Genomic DNA, 18,125 nt, shown 5'->3' on the forward strand with positions numbered 1-18,125 from the left:
TGTCCTATTATAAAAATCCTAAAAATTTCAATTTAGCCTTATGGGAATTAAAGCTTCAAATAACGTTTTTCCGCACGATCCAGATGATAACTGGAAACAGAAATTAGATAGAGGTGGCTATATGGGTACCGCTCAAGATATTGTAGACAAAATAAATTCAATTGAAACGCCAGACGGTATTTTAGTACGCGGAAATATTAGAAAAGTTGGGGATGAATTATTTATTGATGCAGGTGAATTTACTTGTGCCCTAGACGGTAGCATCATTACTAACTTTGAAGATTATCATACCACAATTGATGCAGCAGCAGAGGGAATGTATAGAATAGACATATTAGTGTTTACTAAATACGGTAGTATACTCAAGATTAGAGGGGAAGAGTCTTTAGAATCAGCACAAGAACCCGATACCCCAGATGGTACAATTAAAATTTCGTTTACATCTATATATGGTGATGAAATTGGAGAACCAGAAATTCCTATTATTGAAGGCTATTACGTACCTGTTTCAGAAAGCCAAGATTTAATTATAAACTACGGAGCGACAACTATATTAGAAAAGATTGATTTAATTGACCGCAGAAGTTCAATTTCCTTGACAGGAGCCGTTACAGATTTAAAATCAATTCAAGTTTCTTTAGAGTTCGTTAGACCTGGAAAGCCTTTTTATATCAAAAATAGAACTGGTCATGACGTAAAATTATGGGGATTTTCGGGAACTGGCAATAATAAATTCTCGTTTCCTAATGGCGCAGATTTGGTTATAAAAAATAAAGAAGTAATTCTCTTTAATCAAAATGCTAACGATTTAAGTAGTTTGGTCTTGGAATATGTAGGATCAATTCCTGCTGATGTTTCAGGAAAAGAAGATTCATCAAATAAAAAAACAGTAATAGTTGGCAATGAATCTAGTGACTCTTTTTACGGATCAATTAAAGCATGGTTTGATTTTGGAAAAGCAACCTATGCCAAAATCAGAAAAGCAATTATTCCTAACGCAACAATTTACTACACCTTTAAATTGGGAGATGAAGATGGAGGCATGGTGGTGCATTCAAGTTCGTCAGCTATTTCGGAAATTATACCAAACAATGCAACAGTTGCTTTTCCGATTGGAACTACAATTGAAAGTGTTTCAACAGGTACAGGCATTAAAACAACAAGTGGAGCAGCTGGTGTGACACTGCAGTCTAATGTTTCTTTGAGTTCTGCCCAATATGAAAAAAGAACCTTTACTAAAATTGATACAAATACTTGGATAGTCAGCGGTAATAGTGCTTTTATTCCGACCAAAAGAAAAGTGTATTACCAATTTCTTTTTAGCAGTCAACTTGCTATGTCTTCTAGCTGGTACGCATATCCGCACGGAACTACAACTGGTTTGTATAATACTGCAATTACAACTACTACTGCTGTAGATACTGATGATTTTGCGGGACATTCGTCGCTTACTTTACATCATTTATCATCTATGAGTGGGTATATTTCAAATGTATTTTGCTCAATGTCGCCTAATAACAGCACATTTTATATAGATATAGCTGTGCAAATTAAAAGAATTTCGCCTCTTTATAACAAGATTATAGCTCGTGAAGTAAAAACAGGAAGCTCTGGAACAAAAGTGTATAAGTTTGCCGAGGCTTCCATGAATAAAACAATTTTAATTAATGAATTAGATCAAATAAGAATTTTTCTCAAAAATGATGGCGTGACAGCTGGATCTACCAATTTATGGGATGCGGCTATAACCGTAGAAGTAACTGAAGCTTAAAAAATTAAATATGAAACTAAATACCACACTTTATGTTTCTCCAATTATTACAGAAGGAAAGTTCGACGATGTTTATATTGAAGATACTTCTTATCAATTGGATCGGAACAATTCGATTTTAAGAATCAATTTTGAGATGTATTATTTCAGAAATGATCAACGGATAGTTATTTCTTCAGCGTCACTTGCTTTTCAGGGAATGAATGATGACGAAATCTCAACGAACGTTAAGACATTGTTTAAATATACTGATTCAAATGAGACTCATGGTCTCATCCAATATTTTATTGATAATGAAGGTGCTTATCCTGAAAATAGTGAAATAGTCGAGTGGGGTTTTCCGAGTTTCGAGGACGCTCTTACTTACTTGGATGGAGGAAGCTTTCAAAGTCCTGAATTATTTCCAAAAAATGATTTTGTGAGAGATTGGATTTTAAACTCTGTAGTCATGAAAGGTGAGGCGATTGGACAACAATTTCAATTTGTGCAGTAATGGGGTTTATTCTTTTTGTAGTCGCTTACCTATTATATCTTCCACTTACTATAATTAACTTTTTTGTCGTGATGTCCAAAGGTTATTTTAGAGATTCAGCACTTACGTTGGATCGATTGGCTAATAGGGAATTTAGGTCTCTATGGAATAAAACATTAATTAAAAGTGATGGATACAAATTTGGAAACATGGATGAAACTATTTCCGGTGTTTTAGGCAAAAATATATTGATCAAAAAGCTTTCTTATACAGGAAAAATACTGGTCTGGATTCTAACTGAAAAGCATTGCATAGATGCTGTAATATTAATAACTAATAAAAAAATATGAAAACGGTAATTTCCCTATCTGTTCCGAAATTTACATTGCTAGCTTTACTTGTAAAAAAGCCAGCACTACTAGTGCCAGTTGTGCCTGTAATAGCTGTAACCAATCTGGTTGTTTCATTCGAATCTATGTGTTGGCTTCTGTTTTATACTTTTTTAGCTGATTTAGGGTCAGGATTGGGCGCATCATATTGCGAGTGGAAAAAAAGCGATCACAAAGAGCGTTGGTTTTTTGGAAAAGGTGAAGGGTTTTCAAGTGACAAAGCTAAAAAAATGGGCGTAAAAGCTATTGTTTATTCAGGGCTTCCGTTAATTCTAATTCGATTACAGCAAGTTTTGTTTCTTAAAAATTTTAAATACAGCAGGTTATCTGATGCTGAGTTTGAATGGGCAACCATTGCTTTAATTGGGTTCTTTTTAGTTGAAATGTTTTCAATTTTTCATGAGAATCTGCCAAAATGCGGATTTAACTATTTACAGATTTTGAAACGAATTTTTGGTGCATATAAGGAAGTAAAAAAGGAAATTAAAGAATGATCATGGATAAAATTACAAAAGAAAGAATTGCACTGCTCCATCCAAGCGTCCGAGATGAAGTGACATGTATAATTAACGAATGCAATAAGGCTTTGACAGGTCGCGCACAAATTAGAATCTCTCAGGGTTTGCGAACTTTTTCCGAACAGGATGAGCTTTATGCACAAGGGCGAACGAAGCCAGGTAAAAAGGTTACAAATGCGAAAGGTGGCCAGTCTGTCCACAATTATGGTTTTGCGGTCGATGGAGTTCTAATTCTTGACGGAAAAACAGCGAGTTGGGACTTTAAAAAGGATTTTGACAATGATGGAGTTGCAGATTGGGACGAATGCGTCAAAATATTTGCAAAATACGGCTGGAGCTGGGGAGGAAACTGGACTTCTTTTAAAGACTTCCCTCACTTTGAAAAGATAGGTTTTAATAACTGGCGCGTTCTTCAGGCAAAAAAGAGAGATTCGCAGAACTATATTCTTCTTTAATTATGAAAAAAATCACTCAAATTCTATTGGCAGCTGTATTGCTTGCCTCGTGTGGTGCAAGAAAAACTGAAACCGAAAAAAACAGCATTGAAACGAAAAAGGATTTTTCAGGATTTTTCAGGATTTCTGGGAATTCCGAGGAATTCCTAAATACAGATATTGTCTTGCAATCGCAATACAAAAATATACTAACGGATCAGAGCAAAATCGAATCTTTTGAGTTTACGTTCGAGCCGGAAGATAATTCAAAGCCTGCAATATATACTGATCCAAATGGGCAAAGGCATGTAGTAGAAAACGGAAAACTGACGTCCAAAAAAACTCGGGAAAACAAGGGCATAAATAAAGAAGATTCCCAAAAAATAGTAGAAACAAAAAAAGAATCAAAGGCAAAAAAAGAAAATCACGACCAGAAAGCATCTGTAAAGACAAACGATAAAACTGGAGTGCAGGACGCCAAAAAAAACACTTCCAGAAGCGCATGGAACCTATTATGGCTTTTAATTCCTGTTGTCATAATTTATGCTATCTGGAAAGCCTTCAAAAAATATAAAAGCAAAACACCAATCGTATGAATATTGAAGAAGACTTAAGGGTGCTAAATTACAGATTAGCCCTTGTATATGATGAAATTTCCATGTTATCAGTAGTTCACGATTCGGTGTATGCTAGACTTGGAAAAATAGTGGCCGAAATCAAGCAAAAAGAAAAACTGCTGTTCGAGCAAAATGAAAACCTAATCCAATGAAAGCTTTACATTTAAGGATTCCGAAATCATGGGACGAAATGAAAGAAAAGCAGTTTGAGAAAATTGCTTTTCTCTTCAATACATCCGAAACTAATATTTTGTTTTACGTCAAGATCTTTTTCCTCATTTCAGGAGTTAAATGGTGGCAGTTCTCAAGAAAGGCAAAACTTAGAATTATTCTTCGAAATTATCGGTTATCAGATTTACAGAAAACATACGAATTCCTTTTTACTGAAAATAACAGAACGATCTTTCCTTCAGTGCTGAAAATAGGGCGAAAAAAATATTATCCACCGCAAAAGAGAATTGCGAATCTTACTGCTGATGAATTTGCAGTCATTGATGATCTGCACTTGAAATGGCGCGAAACCAAAAACGTTGAATTTTTACGATATATGGCTGCCGCTTTATACACTGAAGATAAGAAAAGGCCTGTCTTTGATAAGGACGATTTGCACGAGAAAGCTTTACCGTTTTACAAAGTTCCGGTACACAAATTATTTGCAATTGAATTAGCTTATTTCGGATGTAAAAACAGCATTGTGAAGCGTTTTCCAAAAGCATTTCCTAAGAATAGCAAAAATGCTAAACCACAAAACAAAAAGTATGGATTCTCGAAAGTTATATTGACCATGGCCCGAGGAGATCTATCAAAATTAGAGTCCATAAAAAGAGTAAATATCTATTCCTTTTTAGAGCAATTTGAAGAGGATCTAACACAGCAGAAAAAATGAGAGAAGTTACACATAGGCCAATTGTAGAATTTCATCGTAGTATAGCAGAACACCATAAAGGAATTAATGGATTCTATCGCTTCAATTGGAACGAAATAAACGGACAGTTTAGATCGGGAGTACAAATGCCTGCATTGCTATTAGAAAGCCACTCCGCAGAGTTAAGCACCAACTCAACCAAAACTACTACTTTCAATGGTAGGAGCATTTCATTTTTGGTCATAGATTTTGCTGGCAAGTCAGATGATTATGATAAGCAGGAAGAAGTTCTGGATCGTTTGGAAAACATCGTTATTGATATTGCCTCTTATCTTAAAAAATTAAATTGCGAAAGAGATTCCTGGCTTTTTGGCAAATTTGATCCCCAATTTTTAAGCTATGAAAAGGTCGGGCCAATATTCGACAATATGTATGGGTGGAATGTCCTTTACACCTTAAAAAATCACGAAGACCTAACATTTAAACCAGACAATTGGAATTTGTAAATAGCGCGAAACCTCTCAATCCGAAAGGTTTTTTTTATGTCCTATTTTAAGGCCTGACATGCAAATACTTTAGCATAAAAAATAAGGTATGACTGGTATAATTGACATGTTTTCTAAGGAAAAAGAGGTAGCAGGAAAAGCTGTTAAACATCTGCGATCAGCTGTTAGGGAACAGATTGGAAAAACAACAGATTCGAAAACTGGAAATGCCTTGAGAGTTGGTGGAGCAGGAAGCCGATTTAAAAACAACAGGTTGCAGCGAATTACATTGACTGCGCCTTATTACATTTTTATGCAGCACTACGGTTTCGAGGGCAAGAAGTCGAATAGTGTAAACCAAAGATTAAAAGCAACAGATGTTTTTACAAAAGCGGTTCAATCTGCGAATGTTCTGGATAATCTAGCAAATGAAATTTCCGAAATCAGATTAGATCAGGTTAGTGCCTTAATTAAATTCCAGAAATAATGGCAGGAAGAAGAGAAATACCTAGAGAACTTTCCATTTATATCAATGACCAACAGGTTGTCAATTCTCTGGCAGGTATTGGTCGTGCGGTGAATCAGACTAGAAACGCTATAAACAACCTAAATAGAAATTCTGAGACATACAACGAAGATTTAGCAGAATTGGGAAGGCATCTTGATGACTTGATTGAATTACAGCAACAATATAGAAGAGAAATTAGCAGCGTTTCAGATGCTTATGAAAGCGCAGCAGGAAGTTGGCGAAAATTCCGAGATGGTTTACTGTCAGGAGACTTAGAAAGCGCACGTGAAGGTCTGCTAGGCTTGAGGACAGAACTAAAAAATCTAATAACTACGGCTTGGGAATTTGTTAGCACACCCCTTGGCGCAGCTATCGCGGTTATGTCAGGAATTGCTATTGGAACGAAGAAACTAATTGAATTTAACCAAGAGCTTGAAAAGTCAAACAATGTTTTAAGATCATACGGAGTGACTGCGTATGAAGAGCTTACAAATGTAAGATCTGAAATTCTTGCTACGGCACAAACTTTTGAAAAAGAATTCGATGAAATTGCAAGTAAAGCTAACTCGTTATCGAAAACTTATGGCATTTCTATGTCGGAAGCAAACAGATTAATTGCTGAAGGTCTTGCAAATGGAGGTCAGTACAACGAGGAATTTCTTGATAGTTTAGGTGAATACGATGAATTCTTTAAAAGAGCAGGATACTCTGCAAATGAGTTTATTGATATAATTAATAAAGGATATGATTTAGGAATTTACTCCGATAAGTTGCCAGATGCTCTGAAAGAAGCTGATTTGGCTTTAAAAGAGCAGACCAAAGCAACGCGAGACGCATTGGAAAATGCTTTTGGAGCATCATTTTCTGATGATATTTTAGCACGAATTGCTGCTGGAAAAACCACAACTAAAGAAGCTTTAGAAGAAATTGCTGCAGAATCGCAAAAGACTCAGCTTTCACAACAACAGCAAGCACAGTTGACAGCTGATATATTTAAAGGTGCAGGTGAAGACGCTGGAGGATCACTTAAAATTCTTGAGGCAATTTCCAAGACTACGCAAACAGAGATTAATGCTTCTACAAAAGCACAATTGGAACTTCTTGCTGCAAATGAGAAATTAAATAAAGCCCAGTCTGAACTTTTTGAAATACAAGGTTTCGGAGCAATGTGGGACGAAATAAAAGCAAAAGTTACAAATGCTCTTGCAGATATCATTTTTTATTTTTCGGATCTTAAAAAAGACATTGCTCCATTAATCGAGCTTGTCGGTGTTGTCCTGCTAAATGCCTTTCTTCAGATGAAGTTTGGAATTGTTTCGGCGTTTACAATTGTTGGATTTGCGGTAAAAACGTTCTTTAATTACATAAAATTTGTCTTTGACTTTATAAAAGCGATTATTACGGGTGATTTTAAAGGAGCCATAAAATTAGTTGGCGATTATTTTTCCACTCTAGGCAAGTCAATTTTGAGCTTTTTTGGTAAAGTAAAGAATATAATTATAGAAACAATTCAAGGGACTATTTCTTCAGTTGCACCGTTGCTTGAGGCAATTGGGATCAACGTAGAAAAATTGAAAAAGAGATTGGAATCTCTAAAATCAAAAGATGTTACTGTAAAAACGACGAGTGAAAGTAAAACAGTAACAAAGACTCCTGAAGAATTAGCGGAAGAAGAGCGCTTATTAAAAGAGGCGTTAGCAAAACAAAAAGCAATTAGAGATGCAGCAAGGCAAAAAGAAGAAGAAGCTAGAAGAAAAGCATTAGAGAAAAAACGTGCAGAAGAAGAAAAAGCAGCCAGAGAAGAATTAGACAGACTTCTAGCTTTAGCGAAAGCAAAAACAGATCTTGCAAAGGCAGAGCTGGATTTCTTTATTGCGACAAACCGAAGTAAAATAGATTCGACCAAAAAGCTTACTCCAGAGATTATTGCAGAAGAGACTTTGCGTTTAGATAGAATTAAGGACGCTCAATTAACTGCTCTCGCTGAAAAAAGGCTAAATGATATTGAAAAAGCTAAAGGCGAAGCTAAATCAGCAGAGGAATTAGCGCTTTTAAAGCAAACAATAGACTATGCTTATGAAACGCAAAGGCAAAATTTAGAACTTTCATTTCTTGAAACTACTACTAACTTAAAAAAACAATACGAAGAGGAACAAAAAGTATTAAAAGCAGAACAATTACAGGCAGATAATGAATTAGCTCTTGCGGAAGCGCAGAGCAAGTATGAGGAAGATCAAATAAAACAACAACAGGATTACCAAAAGCAATTATCAGACTATAAAAAACTTCTAAATGATAAAATAATTTCTGAAGATGAATATAATCGCTTTAGAAATGCAGCAGCTAATAAGCAAAAAGAACTTGAATTTCAGCGTCAACTTGAATTAACGCAATCAGCTTTAGGTGGATTTAATGCATTGGCAGGCGCATTGGGCGAAATGTTTGGGCAAAGTAAGGAATTAGCGATCGCACAGGCAAGCATTTCAGGAGCACAGGCAATTCTTTCGATTTGGACTGCGCCTGCAGCACTTCCGCAACCTTATGATGCAATTTTAAAGGGTGTTTTAACTGCAGCTTCTGTAATTCAAACAGGTGCACAAATAAAAAACATTAAAAAACAAAAAGCTCCGAAAACCCCGAAGTTTTATTTTGGTGGATATACAGGTTCTTCTGCAAAATTGGGGGTTGACGAATTCGGGCCTATGACAGGGATAGTTCATGATCATGAATATGTGATTCCGAAGTCAATGACTCAGAATCCAAGATATGCTAATACAATCGCATGGTTAGAAAATGAAAGAACTGGGAAAAATACACGTAGATACTTTGAAGGTGGTGCCACATCAGGTGGCGTAATCCCTGAGGATGTCATCATTGAAAATGATAATGAAATGAAATTACTTTTAAAAGCTGTACTACATAGATTAGACAATCCAGTAGCTCCAAATCTTCTTTTTGGGTATGAGGATGCAAAATCAATCGAAGAGCTTAATAAAGAAAGAATTGCTTCAGATCAAAATAGCATTGTGAACGAATAATTTTGTAGGTTTGTTAGTATTCAAAATTTATTATTATGAGAAAAATTTTACTGTTCGTCTTATTTTTAAGCTCAATAACCTATGGGCAAAAAATAATTGTTACACCAGAAGGATTAAAAAATGCTGAAGATCCAGAGAAATCATTTATTGTAATTCTTGAAGAAGGAAAAACTGCCAAGCAATTATTTGACAGCGCAAGCAAGTACTTAGTAAAAGCATATGCAAATCCAGATCAAGCAATAAAGGCTAAAGTTGAAAATGAATACATTCGTTTTAATACACACGCGCCAAATTTCATCACAATAAAAAATTCATTTGCCAAAGTGCCAATTACTGCTGACTATTTGATAGAACTTTCTTTTAAAGACGGAAAAATAAAATTTGAAGTAACATCTATTGACATGTATGATAAGTCAGGGAAATTTAAGCTGTTATTCAAAGGTGAAGGTGCGCTAAGGGGTTATTACGTTTATAACATGAAAGATGAATTGAAAAAGCCTGAAGCAAAAACTGAAATTGAAAGCTATTTTAATGCACTAATTTCAAACCTGAAGGAAAATTTAAAGAAAGATCCCGCGGATCAATGGTAATAAAAAAATGAAACCGTCTATAAAGACGGTTTTTTTTATGTCCTATTAAATACCTGTTGTGAATGTTAATTTCGCATAGTAATAGAAATTTTCATGATAACAATTGTAAAATCTCCTGCTTTAAATCGAGTTATTTTAGATGCAAATAATACAGAAATTGTTATCCAGTCAACCAATGGAGCTGGATTTTATTTTCGTGCTATAATTTATGTAAACGATGAATTGTTCGATGAACAAGGATGGTCTAGAAAGGATGATTATGTTGCAAGCAAGGATTTGGTGAAACTATACAATGCTTATTTTGAAAGTGCTATTTCAACATTTAGCGAAAATGGGTTAACAGAACAAACTCACCTAAAAAAGAAAATTCTAATCGTTATTCAGGAACGATCTCTTTCTACTGACGAAATAGTTGAAACAGTAAACTTGCCTGTTTTCTACTTAATGTACAATACGACTCCTTTTTACTTTGACGATTATACCAAAATAAACTTATTGGGGATTATTGCACCTGTTATCTTAGTACCAAATTGGGGCAAAATTGTTATGCCTTTTTACGTTAAAAATACTAGCGATATCTTGACAGTTGTCTTAAAAGACAACTTTGGAAATGTAATACATAGCCAGTCAATTGATCCTTTCAATGATAAAAGAATTTACTTGTATGCATTTGATTTAACTCCAGTAGTCTTAATAAAAGACACGCTTTATTTTGAATTAAAAGTTATATGTGGATCTTCGGAACAAAGCAAAATCTATAAGTTGATAAGATTTCCAGATTTTCCCGTTAAAGAAATATATTTTAAGAACAATTTTGGCTATTATCTGCCTGCTTATTTCGACGGAGAACTGGAAATACAAGGTGCTTTTTCAGATGAAACTTATTCCCAAGCCGATGGAACGAGCGTCACATTTGAAATAAATGAAGAGGCTACTTACACATTAAATACAGGGTCGCTATTACAGAATGAGAGAGTTATTGTAAATCAAATTGCAAACTCTCTGGAAATACTTTTTAAGGTCAACAATCAGTACCGAAAAATCCAATCCAAAACAAAGAAAATAGTTGAGTATAGAGATAAAAAACATCAATATGCGCAAGACTTAGTGTTTTCCTTTGTAAAAAATGGAAGTATAAGTAATTACTATGAAAGTTCTGAAGGGGCAGATTGGGACAATAAAGATTTTCTACCACTAGATTGGTTAACTTAAATATCATAATATGGATTTTGACGGATTTAATTTTTTAATTGACGGATTAAGAGATAGAGAACAAAACACAGCTTCAGAGGTAAGAAATATTCTCAGAAATTTAATCCAATCAATTTTTTTACCTGGCGATATTAAAATGGTTTATTGTACTCAGGAAGAACTTATTTCAGATTATACTTCTACAGGGGTAGGAAAAGGGAAAAGAGCAGGTTGGGCGCAGTGCAACGGATTAGAGGGAAGACCGCTAATGGGTGGTCGCGTACCGTTAGGATATAGTGACAAATACTCCGAAATTGGAGGAATGGGAGGATCCGAAAAGCACACTTTATCGCTTGATGAGATCCCTCCTCACGACCATACAATTCCAGCACGAAATTTTACCGGTTCGATTGGTGGAGCGGAATTTCCTAACGGAGGCGGTGCAACAGTTAAAACTTCCTCTGCTGGGGGAGGATTACCACACAATAACATGCAACCCTATACTATCGTACTATTCTTGATAAAGCTATGAGTATAAAAATTATTGCTAATAATATCGAGCTTGATTTTGTTAGAGAAACATTGACAATAAAAAATGAAAATAATTCATTGTCAAGGGATTTTAAAGTTTCAGCATCTGTAATACCGTTTTTAATCATTGAAAATCAAAAAACTAAATTGGCACTAGGCACTCGTGATTTATCTTCAATCAAAAAAAAGAAAGTTATAGATGTAGTTGTATTAGATGGAGAAAATAAATTTTTTGGGGAGCTTGAAGTATTATCATATCTAAATGGTTTTCGCAAATGTAACCTACGCTATTCTTCAGTGATTTTGTCCATAATGTCTAGAAAAATTGGAGAGTTTATGCCAACCATTTCGGTAATTCCTGAAGAAGTTAATCCAGTTGAGTATTCTGAAAAATCAGATTCAACCATAGTGGGATCCGAATATTGGCAATTATATCCTTTGCCTTTTTTGGGAAAAGTATTTCCAGATGTTAAATGGCAGTTTCCTACAATGAAATGGCTTAACAAATTTGGCGTCAATCTTGAAGCGGATGACCCTTGGTATCTATTTAAAGATGAAATCAATCAATATGATGCGGAAGGATTGATCGAAAACTATTTCACAATTATCGGAGATGAATGTAAAACCTATAATAAAAATGTAGTTTCACCTCAAGTATTTTTGCTCAGCCCAGCATTTTATGCATTACAATATTTAGGCTACTCTTTAAAAGGAAATTTCATTGAATCTGAGTTTATAAAAAGGATTCTTCTCCTCAGTACAAAAAATAATTTAACTGAAACTAAACCTGTTAAAGACCAGGAGACAATTACAATGCCTCCTTTGGTTATGTACGATTATTTTGATGAAGATGGAACGACAGTACTATATAGATTTTACTATGCCATAAAGATTATCAACACACCAGTTGCGGGAACATACATATTTGAATATGATCTTCTAGAACCAAGCTATGAGCCTGTAGATGGGTTTATTGATAGGAAAATGTTTCAAATATTTTTATCTTCTGAGCCTATTTATACTGTGTATACACAATACCAAAATTCACCCGCGCAACATTATCAGGGTACCGTAAAAATAGAGATATCTGAGGATCAAGTAGGGACAAACATTTATGTTAGATATTATTCACCAATCGATACCTATCCATCTTATTCAGTCAATAAGACTATTGGATTCACTAATGTTTATTATCAAATGCACCCAACCATTAAGTTGGGGCGCTATTTGCCTGATTGGACATTTGGAACTTACTTAAATGAACTTCAAAATCTATTCAATTTAGAAATAACACCGAATGATATTGAAAAAACTTTGACATTAAACTTCAACGAAGAATCTATCGCTAAGTCTGATACCTATATTTCTAAAAAATCTCTTCTTCTTAGTAGCTATGATCCCCCAAAATCTGATGCCTTTTTGCTTAAATATGAAAATGAAGTAGACGATGCGCTTTGGATAACAACTGATTCGGTAGAATTATACGATCAGCAAAAATCTAATTTTTCCGAAACTCTCAGTTCTAAATTCAAATATGTGCCGGTTACATACACGGCTAATTTATCTGAGGATCTTGAAGGCAAAAATGGGGCTGGATTAATGATCTACGATCCAACAAATAAACCTTACATATCAGCTGATTATTTAGGCCAGACTTTACAAATAACTGGTGCAAAGGGAATATATAACGTCTTCTGGAAAGTCTTCTTGAAATTTCTATTTAATAGCTCTTCAGTCGAATTAATTGGTGCTTTTACAGAAACTGAGAAAAACAAAATTGCAAGATGTAAAAGAATATTTATAGATAATCAAGAATACTTAATCGCATCCACAGAGATTACTGAGACAAAGCAAAATAATTTTAAAGTTAAGTTTGCGCTACAAACGGTCACATTTTAAAAAAAAAAGCCTCTATTTAAGAGGCTTTAAATTTGGATTTAATATCTCATCCATGTTATGAATTTGGACATTTGTAATGCTTTCGACTATTTTCACATAAATCATTGTGTCTGTAATTTTACTATGTCCCAGTATTTTTTGCAAGACTTCAATTCTCCCTCCACATATCAAAAAGTTTGTGGCGAAAGTATGCCTGCCCACGTGAAAGCTAACCTTCTTTTTTATGCCGCAAATCTTCGCTATAAACTTTAATTCGCGATTCATATAAATTTCATTAAAATTACCTGGGAAAAGTTGTTCTTTATCTATAAAAAGTAAAGCGCTTTTGTTTAGTTGTATTCTGTGTAATTTTCCAGTCTTTTGAGCTGAGAAAACAAGAACGTCGCCAATAATATTTTCGGTTGTGATTCTCTGCAAATCGGATATTCTCAATCCTGTAAAGCAAGAAAATAGAAATCTTGCTAAAATTGCTTTGTGTGTGGCATTAATAAAATCGGAATTAAAATAGTCGTGCATTTTCTTTAGTTCTTTTGCATCTAAAAAACTTCTATTTCCAAGAAACGATTTGTTTTTTATATCCGAATAGTCCAAAGGTGTAACAATGCCTCGTTTATTGGCAATGTGGAGATATTTTTTGAACGATTTTATTAAAGATCCTATTGTAGAATCAGTGTTTTTTTTCTTTTTAAAATGTGCCTTCATTTTTTCAAAAAACTCATCTGTTATTTCATAGAAATAAATAACTTCTTGATATCCCTTAACTTTATTCATGACTGAAACCTGCTGTCTGTATGTGCTAGGATTTAAAATTTCTTTCTGAGTTTCCATTTCTTTTTCCCAAAATTTAAGAAAATCGATTCTTGATGATGGATTTTCAAACTCATTTAATAGTGTTGCCAAAGTAAGAGGTACATGTGACAGTCTGTAATTAACTTCAATCTTATTTAGGTCAGCAAGCATCTTTTCGATTAAAAGATTGTAATCCTTGTGATAAATGCATTTAGATTTCACACGCTGTTTGATCGGATCAAAATCTTCCGGTTTTACAGAAATGTTTGCAGCTATCTTTTTCTTTTCCTTGTTCAAAAAAATTTGCAAGTATAAGGCACATGTGCCATCTGCGCGAACGTAATCCTTTTTCATTACTATTTTCGCTGATAACTTCCCACTAAAATTCATTGGGAAGTTTATTGGGAAGTTGTGGAAGTTTTTTTGTACTCGTAGCATACGTAAGAGAGTTTTGAAAAGTCCGTAAAATGCAAAAAGCGAGATACTTAGCTTTTTTTGCTATAGTATCTCGCTTATGCGTTATTATTTTTTGTGACCTCGACAGGATTCAAACCTGTAACCTTCTGAGCCGTAATCAGATGCGCTATTCAGTTGCGCCACGAGGCCTTTTTGTTATCAATTAGCTATTTTTTTGTAGCTTTGTTGATTGCTTATTGCGGGTGCAAAGATAGACATAAAAGTGAGATATACAAGCGAAAAATAACAGAAAAATAAAAAAAAATGAAGATTGAAAATTATATACGTGATATTCAGGGATTTCCAAAAGAAGGAATTTTGTTTAAAGATATAACTCCTTTGCTAATTGACCCTGAAGCGCGAACAAATTGCTTAAGAATTTTGGTGAACTCTTTAGAAAATCAAAAAATAGACAAGGTTGTTGGTGCAGAATCACGTGGTTTCTTCTTCGGAATGCTGCTTGCTCAAGAATTAAATGCTGGATTTGTTCCCGTAAGAAAACCCAAAAAACTTCCGTTTAACACCATTTCAGCTTCTTATGAATTAGAATATGGAACTGACAGTCTTGAAATGCATACCGATGCCATTAAAAAAGGCGACCGAGTTTTAATACATGACGATGTATTGGCAACTGGAGGAACCGCAAAAGCAGTTTGCGAATTAGTTGAAAAACTAGGAGGCGAAATCGTGCAATGCAATTTCTTGATGGAACTGACTTTTCTTAACGGAAGAGAAAAAATTGCGGCATACCCTGTTTTTGCAGCTTTGACATATTAAACAAAAACAATTTTATGCTTAATAGCATATAGCACCAGTCCGATTCGGGTTTTTATTTCCAATTTATCAAAAAGCGATTCTCTATAGCCGTCAATTGTTTTAGGGCTTAAACACATTTCTGATGCGATTTCTTTATACGTCATTTCGGTGCAGGCGTGTTTGATAAAAACAATCTCTTTTTCTTTTAAACAGATCTTTTTGTTATCGCTGTTGACTTTATTAATCAGCATTCCAGAAACAAGCTCGGTAAAATAGAAACCCTTTTCGATGACACATTCAATTGCTTCTTTAAAAATTTCAGGCGAGGTATCTTTTAGCAGATAGCCTTTTGCTCCGTTTGTAATCATTTTGATTATAATTTCTTCGTCATCATTAACAGACAAAGCAATTACTTTTAGGTCAGGCCTATTGTCTTTAAGCCATTGCATAGTACTTAATCCATCAAGAACTGGCATATTAACATCCAATAAAATAAGATCGATTTCAGTAGAATTATTTTCTTCCAGATAGTCTATAAAAACTTTTCCGTTTTCAAAACGTTCTATAACTTCATAATCGCCGAAACTTTTAATAAGTAGTTCAAGCGACTGGGAAAAAAGCAAATGATCGTCTACAATTATTAATTTTCTTTTAAGGTTAGTCTTCATGGTCTTGGGTTAAAGGATATTCGATAGTAACACTGGTTCCGGTGCTGTCTGAATTTAGAATTAATTCTGCGCCAATAAGCTTGGCTCTTAATTTCATATTGTTTAGTCCTATTCCTGAATTTGACTTTTCTAGGTCATAACCAATTCCAAAGTCTTTTAGTTTTAATATAAAATGAAAATCAGTGGTTTCGATATGAACGTCAAATAAATCGCTTCTGGAATGTTTTAAGCTGTTGTGAAGCGCTTCTTGGAAAATTCGGTAAATAATGAGTTCATGCTCTTTATTTATTGCAGGAACTGCTCCAATTTGCTTAAAATTGAATTTAATCTTTTTGAGCTTTTTAATTCTGTCTAAATCCTGCTGAATAGCTTCGAGAAAGTTGTTTTGAAGTAGATTGTCTTTGTTTATAATTCTCGAAAGAATTCTTAGTTCGTCTAAAGATTTTGCTAGAAGAGTTTTTAAATCTTTAAGTTCGTTGATTTGGACATCCTTGCTGCTAATGCAGATATTCAGCTGCATAATAGCAACCGAAATAATTTGTCCAATATTATCATGCAGTTCTTTGCTGATTTGAGATAAAGTCTGGTCTTTTATTTCAATTCTTGTTTTGACCAATTCAGATTGGAAATACAAATCGGCTTCCATTTTTTCTACCAAAAACTTATTTTTCTTCTTTAAAAAATAGAAAAAAATAACAAGCAAAATAACGATTAGGGTAAAGAAAACAATACCCAGGGAAATAACTAATAGTTGTATTTCTTTTCGCTCCATATAAATCCAATTATAAAGCAGCTATGCGCCAGAAAATTTAAAATAAACAAGACCAAACTAAAGATAGAATCGTCCTGCTTGATTAGAAACCAATTGATAGCCAGCATAAAGGGTGTAAAAGGAACATGAAAGACAAGTATGCCGAGTATATACCAGAAAAAAACCGATTTTTTAAAATTCAATATTTTTTCTGAATTGAACATCTCGATCAGGTACAGACAGGATAATATTAAAACTACTAATACACCAATTGCAAAACTATAGGTATAAGAACGGTTTATGTCTTCTTTAAAATATAAAATATTTAAAAAGAAAGAAACAATAAACAGAATTAAAAAAAGAATAGCCGAAATTCTATGATCTTTTTTAGCGAATAAGGCTTTTAGAAGTAAAATATAGGCAGAGAGGCTGGCAAGCATGTAGAAATTATAAACGTAAAAATTCAGCAAACCAGTCCATTCGGTGAAATAATAGCCTATAATTTCGATTACGATAGAAAACCAGATTAAAAGTACTAAAAATTTAGCTTTATTGCTAGGAAGTTTTGGCAGTGCAAACAAACCAATCGTTCCTGACAATAAAGCCATATAAATGATATAAGATCTTAAAAATTCGAACATATTTTTTTAGTAAATTAAGCTTGGCGGTCTTCCGATGTTTCCGTAATTCATTGGATCTAGGCTTTCTATGTCTGAAGATGCAGCTTCTTTTATTAAAGCAAAACTTTGAACTTGTGTATTGTTTTCTGCCTTTTTGCCTGTAGGAACTAAAAATAAGGTAGTTAAGCCTGCTTTTTCTCCATGCTTTTCATCATCTGGATAAACTCCAAAATAAAAACGTATTCCGTCAACATTGTAGCCGTCTTTTGCGCCGTTAGTTTTTATATAATGAATATAGTTTTCCAATTCTTCTAAAGAATACCAAATAGCATTGGCATCTTCTTTTTCTTCTTTCCCAGCAACAAGAGAAGCTCTTTTATTGTTGTAATTTGAATTTAATTGTCTAGCAAATTCTTTTGTAATTAATTGGCTAGGCTTTGCGGGTGGATTTTTCATAGTTTTTTATTGTTAATTGGTTTAAATGTTTAGTTAACAGATTTTTGAGTTGTTTACAGGGCAAAATTATCTGAAACAGAAAATTCCGGCAAGGGGAAATATACCCTTTTTTGTTTAGGTAAAATTATTTAAAAAATCGGGTTAAAGTACTGTTGTTTAGTATTTTGTAAAAATATAATTTTACATCGCCAGTTTTGAGATAAAACAGGCATTCAAAAATGTTGGCTGTTAGTGCTTATTTTTTGAGAACATATTGCAACCGATATTAGTTCTGAGTTAAGTTGGCTGTTTTGCAATCAATATCTCAATTCTCGACCCTCA

At 34.0% G+C, this 18,125-nt stretch carries 20 protein-coding genes and 1 tRNA gene; 15 read left to right on the forward strand and 6 right to left on the reverse strand.

The window, feature by feature from the left end:
- Window positions 1–40 precede the first annotated feature (40 nt).
- The 14 genes from FF52_RS06380 (at window position 41) to FF52_RS06445 (ending at window position 13,308) form a co-directional block, all read left to right on the forward strand.
- Complete coding sequence (locus tag FF52_RS06380; RefSeq protein WP_008463939.1) at window positions 41–1,771, forward strand: hypothetical protein; 1,731 nt, start codon at window positions 41–43, stop codon at window positions 1,769–1,771.
- A gap of 10 nt (window positions 1,772–1,781) precedes the next feature.
- Complete coding sequence (locus tag FF52_RS06385; RefSeq protein ID WP_008463940.1) at window positions 1,782–2,264, forward strand: hypothetical protein; 483 nt, start codon at window positions 1,782–1,784, stop codon at window positions 2,262–2,264.
- A 325-nt stretch (window positions 2,265–2,589) separates the two neighbouring features.
- Complete coding sequence (locus FF52_RS06395; protein ID WP_008463942.1) at window positions 2,590–3,126, forward strand: phage holin family protein; 537 nt, start codon at window positions 2,590–2,592, stop codon at window positions 3,124–3,126.
- Window positions 3,127–3,128: 2 nt separating this feature from the next.
- Window positions 3,129–3,605, forward strand: a complete 477-nt coding sequence (locus FF52_RS06400; protein WP_035691072.1) for a M15 family metallopeptidase — start codon at window positions 3,129–3,131, stop codon at window positions 3,603–3,605.
- Window positions 3,606–3,607: 2 nt separating this feature from the next.
- Window positions 3,608–4,180: a hypothetical protein gene (locus FF52_RS06405; protein ID WP_008463946.1), complete on the forward strand. Its 573-nt coding sequence runs from the start codon at window positions 3,608–3,610 to the stop codon at window positions 4,178–4,180.
- Entirely contained in the window at window positions 4,177–4,353 is a 177-nt protein-coding gene (locus FF52_RS23610) for a hypothetical protein (protein ID WP_157498541.1), read from the forward strand. The genes FF52_RS06405 and FF52_RS23610 overlap by 4 nt, the downstream gene beginning before the upstream one ends.
- Window positions 4,350–5,087 carry a hypothetical protein gene (locus tag FF52_RS06410; RefSeq protein ID WP_008463947.1) on the forward strand — a complete coding sequence of 246 codons (738 nt, stop codon included), beginning with the start codon at window positions 4,350–4,352 and terminating at the stop codon, window positions 5,085–5,087. Before FF52_RS23610 ends, FF52_RS06410 begins: the two co-directional genes overlap by 4 nt.
- Complete coding sequence (locus FF52_RS06415) at window positions 5,084–5,572, forward strand: hypothetical protein (protein WP_008463948.1); 489 nt, start codon at window positions 5,084–5,086, stop codon at window positions 5,570–5,572. The genes FF52_RS06410 and FF52_RS06415 overlap by 4 nt, the downstream gene beginning before the upstream one ends.
- An 88-nt stretch (window positions 5,573–5,660) precedes the next feature.
- Window positions 5,661–6,038 (forward strand): hypothetical protein, encoded by a 378-nt coding sequence (locus FF52_RS06420; protein WP_008463949.1) that lies wholly within the window; start codon window positions 5,661–5,663, stop codon window positions 6,036–6,038.
- Window positions 6,039–6,220: 182 nt separating this feature from the next.
- Window positions 6,221–9,097 carry a phage tail tape measure protein gene (locus tag FF52_RS06425; RefSeq protein WP_157498543.1) on the forward strand — a complete coding sequence of 959 codons (2,877 nt, stop codon included), beginning with the start codon at window positions 6,221–6,223 and terminating at the stop codon, window positions 9,095–9,097.
- A gap of 35 nt (window positions 9,098–9,132) precedes the next feature.
- Window positions 9,133–9,687: a hypothetical protein gene (locus FF52_RS06430; RefSeq protein WP_008463951.1), complete on the forward strand. Its 555-nt coding sequence runs from the start codon at window positions 9,133–9,135 to the stop codon at window positions 9,685–9,687.
- 93 nt (window positions 9,688–9,780) lie between these two features.
- Window positions 9,781–10,899 (forward strand): hypothetical protein, encoded by a 1,119-nt coding sequence (locus FF52_RS06435; protein ID WP_008463953.1) that lies wholly within the window; start codon window positions 9,781–9,783, stop codon window positions 10,897–10,899.
- A 10-nt stretch (window positions 10,900–10,909) separates the two neighbouring features.
- Window positions 10,910–11,410, forward strand: a complete 501-nt coding sequence (locus FF52_RS06440; RefSeq protein ID WP_008463954.1) for a hypothetical protein — start codon at window positions 10,910–10,912, stop codon at window positions 11,408–11,410.
- Window positions 11,407–13,308, forward strand: coding sequence for a hypothetical protein (locus FF52_RS06445; RefSeq protein WP_008463956.1), 1,902 nt, complete (start codon window positions 11,407–11,409; stop codon window positions 13,306–13,308). The genes FF52_RS06440 and FF52_RS06445 overlap by 4 nt, the downstream gene beginning before the upstream one ends.
- A gap of 12 nt (window positions 13,309–13,320) precedes the next feature.
- Here the strand turns inward: FF52_RS06445 and FF52_RS06450 are convergent, their stop codons facing one another.
- Window positions 13,321–14,535 carry a site-specific integrase gene (locus FF52_RS06450; RefSeq protein WP_008463958.1) on the reverse strand — a complete coding sequence of 405 codons (1,215 nt, stop codon included), beginning with the start codon at window positions 14,533–14,535 and terminating at the stop codon, window positions 13,321–13,323.
- 94 nt (window positions 14,536–14,629) lie between these two features.
- Window positions 14,630–14,703 (reverse strand) — tRNA-Arg (locus FF52_RS06455).
- Window positions 14,704–14,817: 114 nt separating this feature from the next.
- Between FF52_RS06455 and FF52_RS06460 the strand changes: the two genes are divergently transcribed.
- Window positions 14,818–15,330 (forward strand): adenine phosphoribosyltransferase, encoded by a 513-nt coding sequence (locus FF52_RS06460; RefSeq protein ID WP_008463960.1) that lies wholly within the window; start codon window positions 14,818–14,820, stop codon window positions 15,328–15,330.
- Here FF52_RS06460 and FF52_RS06465 read toward each other — a convergent pair.
- From FF52_RS06465 to FF52_RS06480, 4 genes are all read right to left on the reverse strand, one after another.
- Window positions 15,327–15,977 carry a response regulator transcription factor gene (locus FF52_RS06465; RefSeq protein WP_008463961.1) on the reverse strand — a complete coding sequence of 217 codons (651 nt, stop codon included), beginning with the start codon at window positions 15,975–15,977 and terminating at the stop codon, window positions 15,327–15,329. The genes FF52_RS06460 and FF52_RS06465 overlap by 4 nt on opposite strands.
- Window positions 15,967–16,635 (reverse strand): sensor histidine kinase, encoded by a 669-nt coding sequence (locus FF52_RS06470; protein ID WP_237718533.1) that lies wholly within the window; start codon window positions 16,633–16,635, stop codon window positions 15,967–15,969. The genes FF52_RS06465 and FF52_RS06470 overlap by 11 nt, the downstream gene beginning before the upstream one ends.
- A gap of 86 nt (window positions 16,636–16,721) precedes the next feature.
- Window positions 16,722–17,369 carry a hypothetical protein gene (locus FF52_RS06475; protein ID WP_008463965.1) on the reverse strand — a complete coding sequence of 216 codons (648 nt, stop codon included), beginning with the start codon at window positions 17,367–17,369 and terminating at the stop codon, window positions 16,722–16,724.
- A 6-nt stretch (window positions 17,370–17,375) separates the two neighbouring features.
- Entirely contained in the window at window positions 17,376–17,804 is a 429-nt protein-coding gene (locus FF52_RS06480; RefSeq protein WP_008463966.1) for a hypothetical protein, read from the reverse strand.
- Window positions 17,805–18,125 lie beyond the last annotated feature (321 nt).

The organism is Flavobacterium sp. F52, assembly GCF_000278705.1.
Taxonomy (GTDB): Bacteria; Bacteroidota; Bacteroidia; order Flavobacteriales; family Flavobacteriaceae; genus Flavobacterium; species Flavobacterium anhuiense.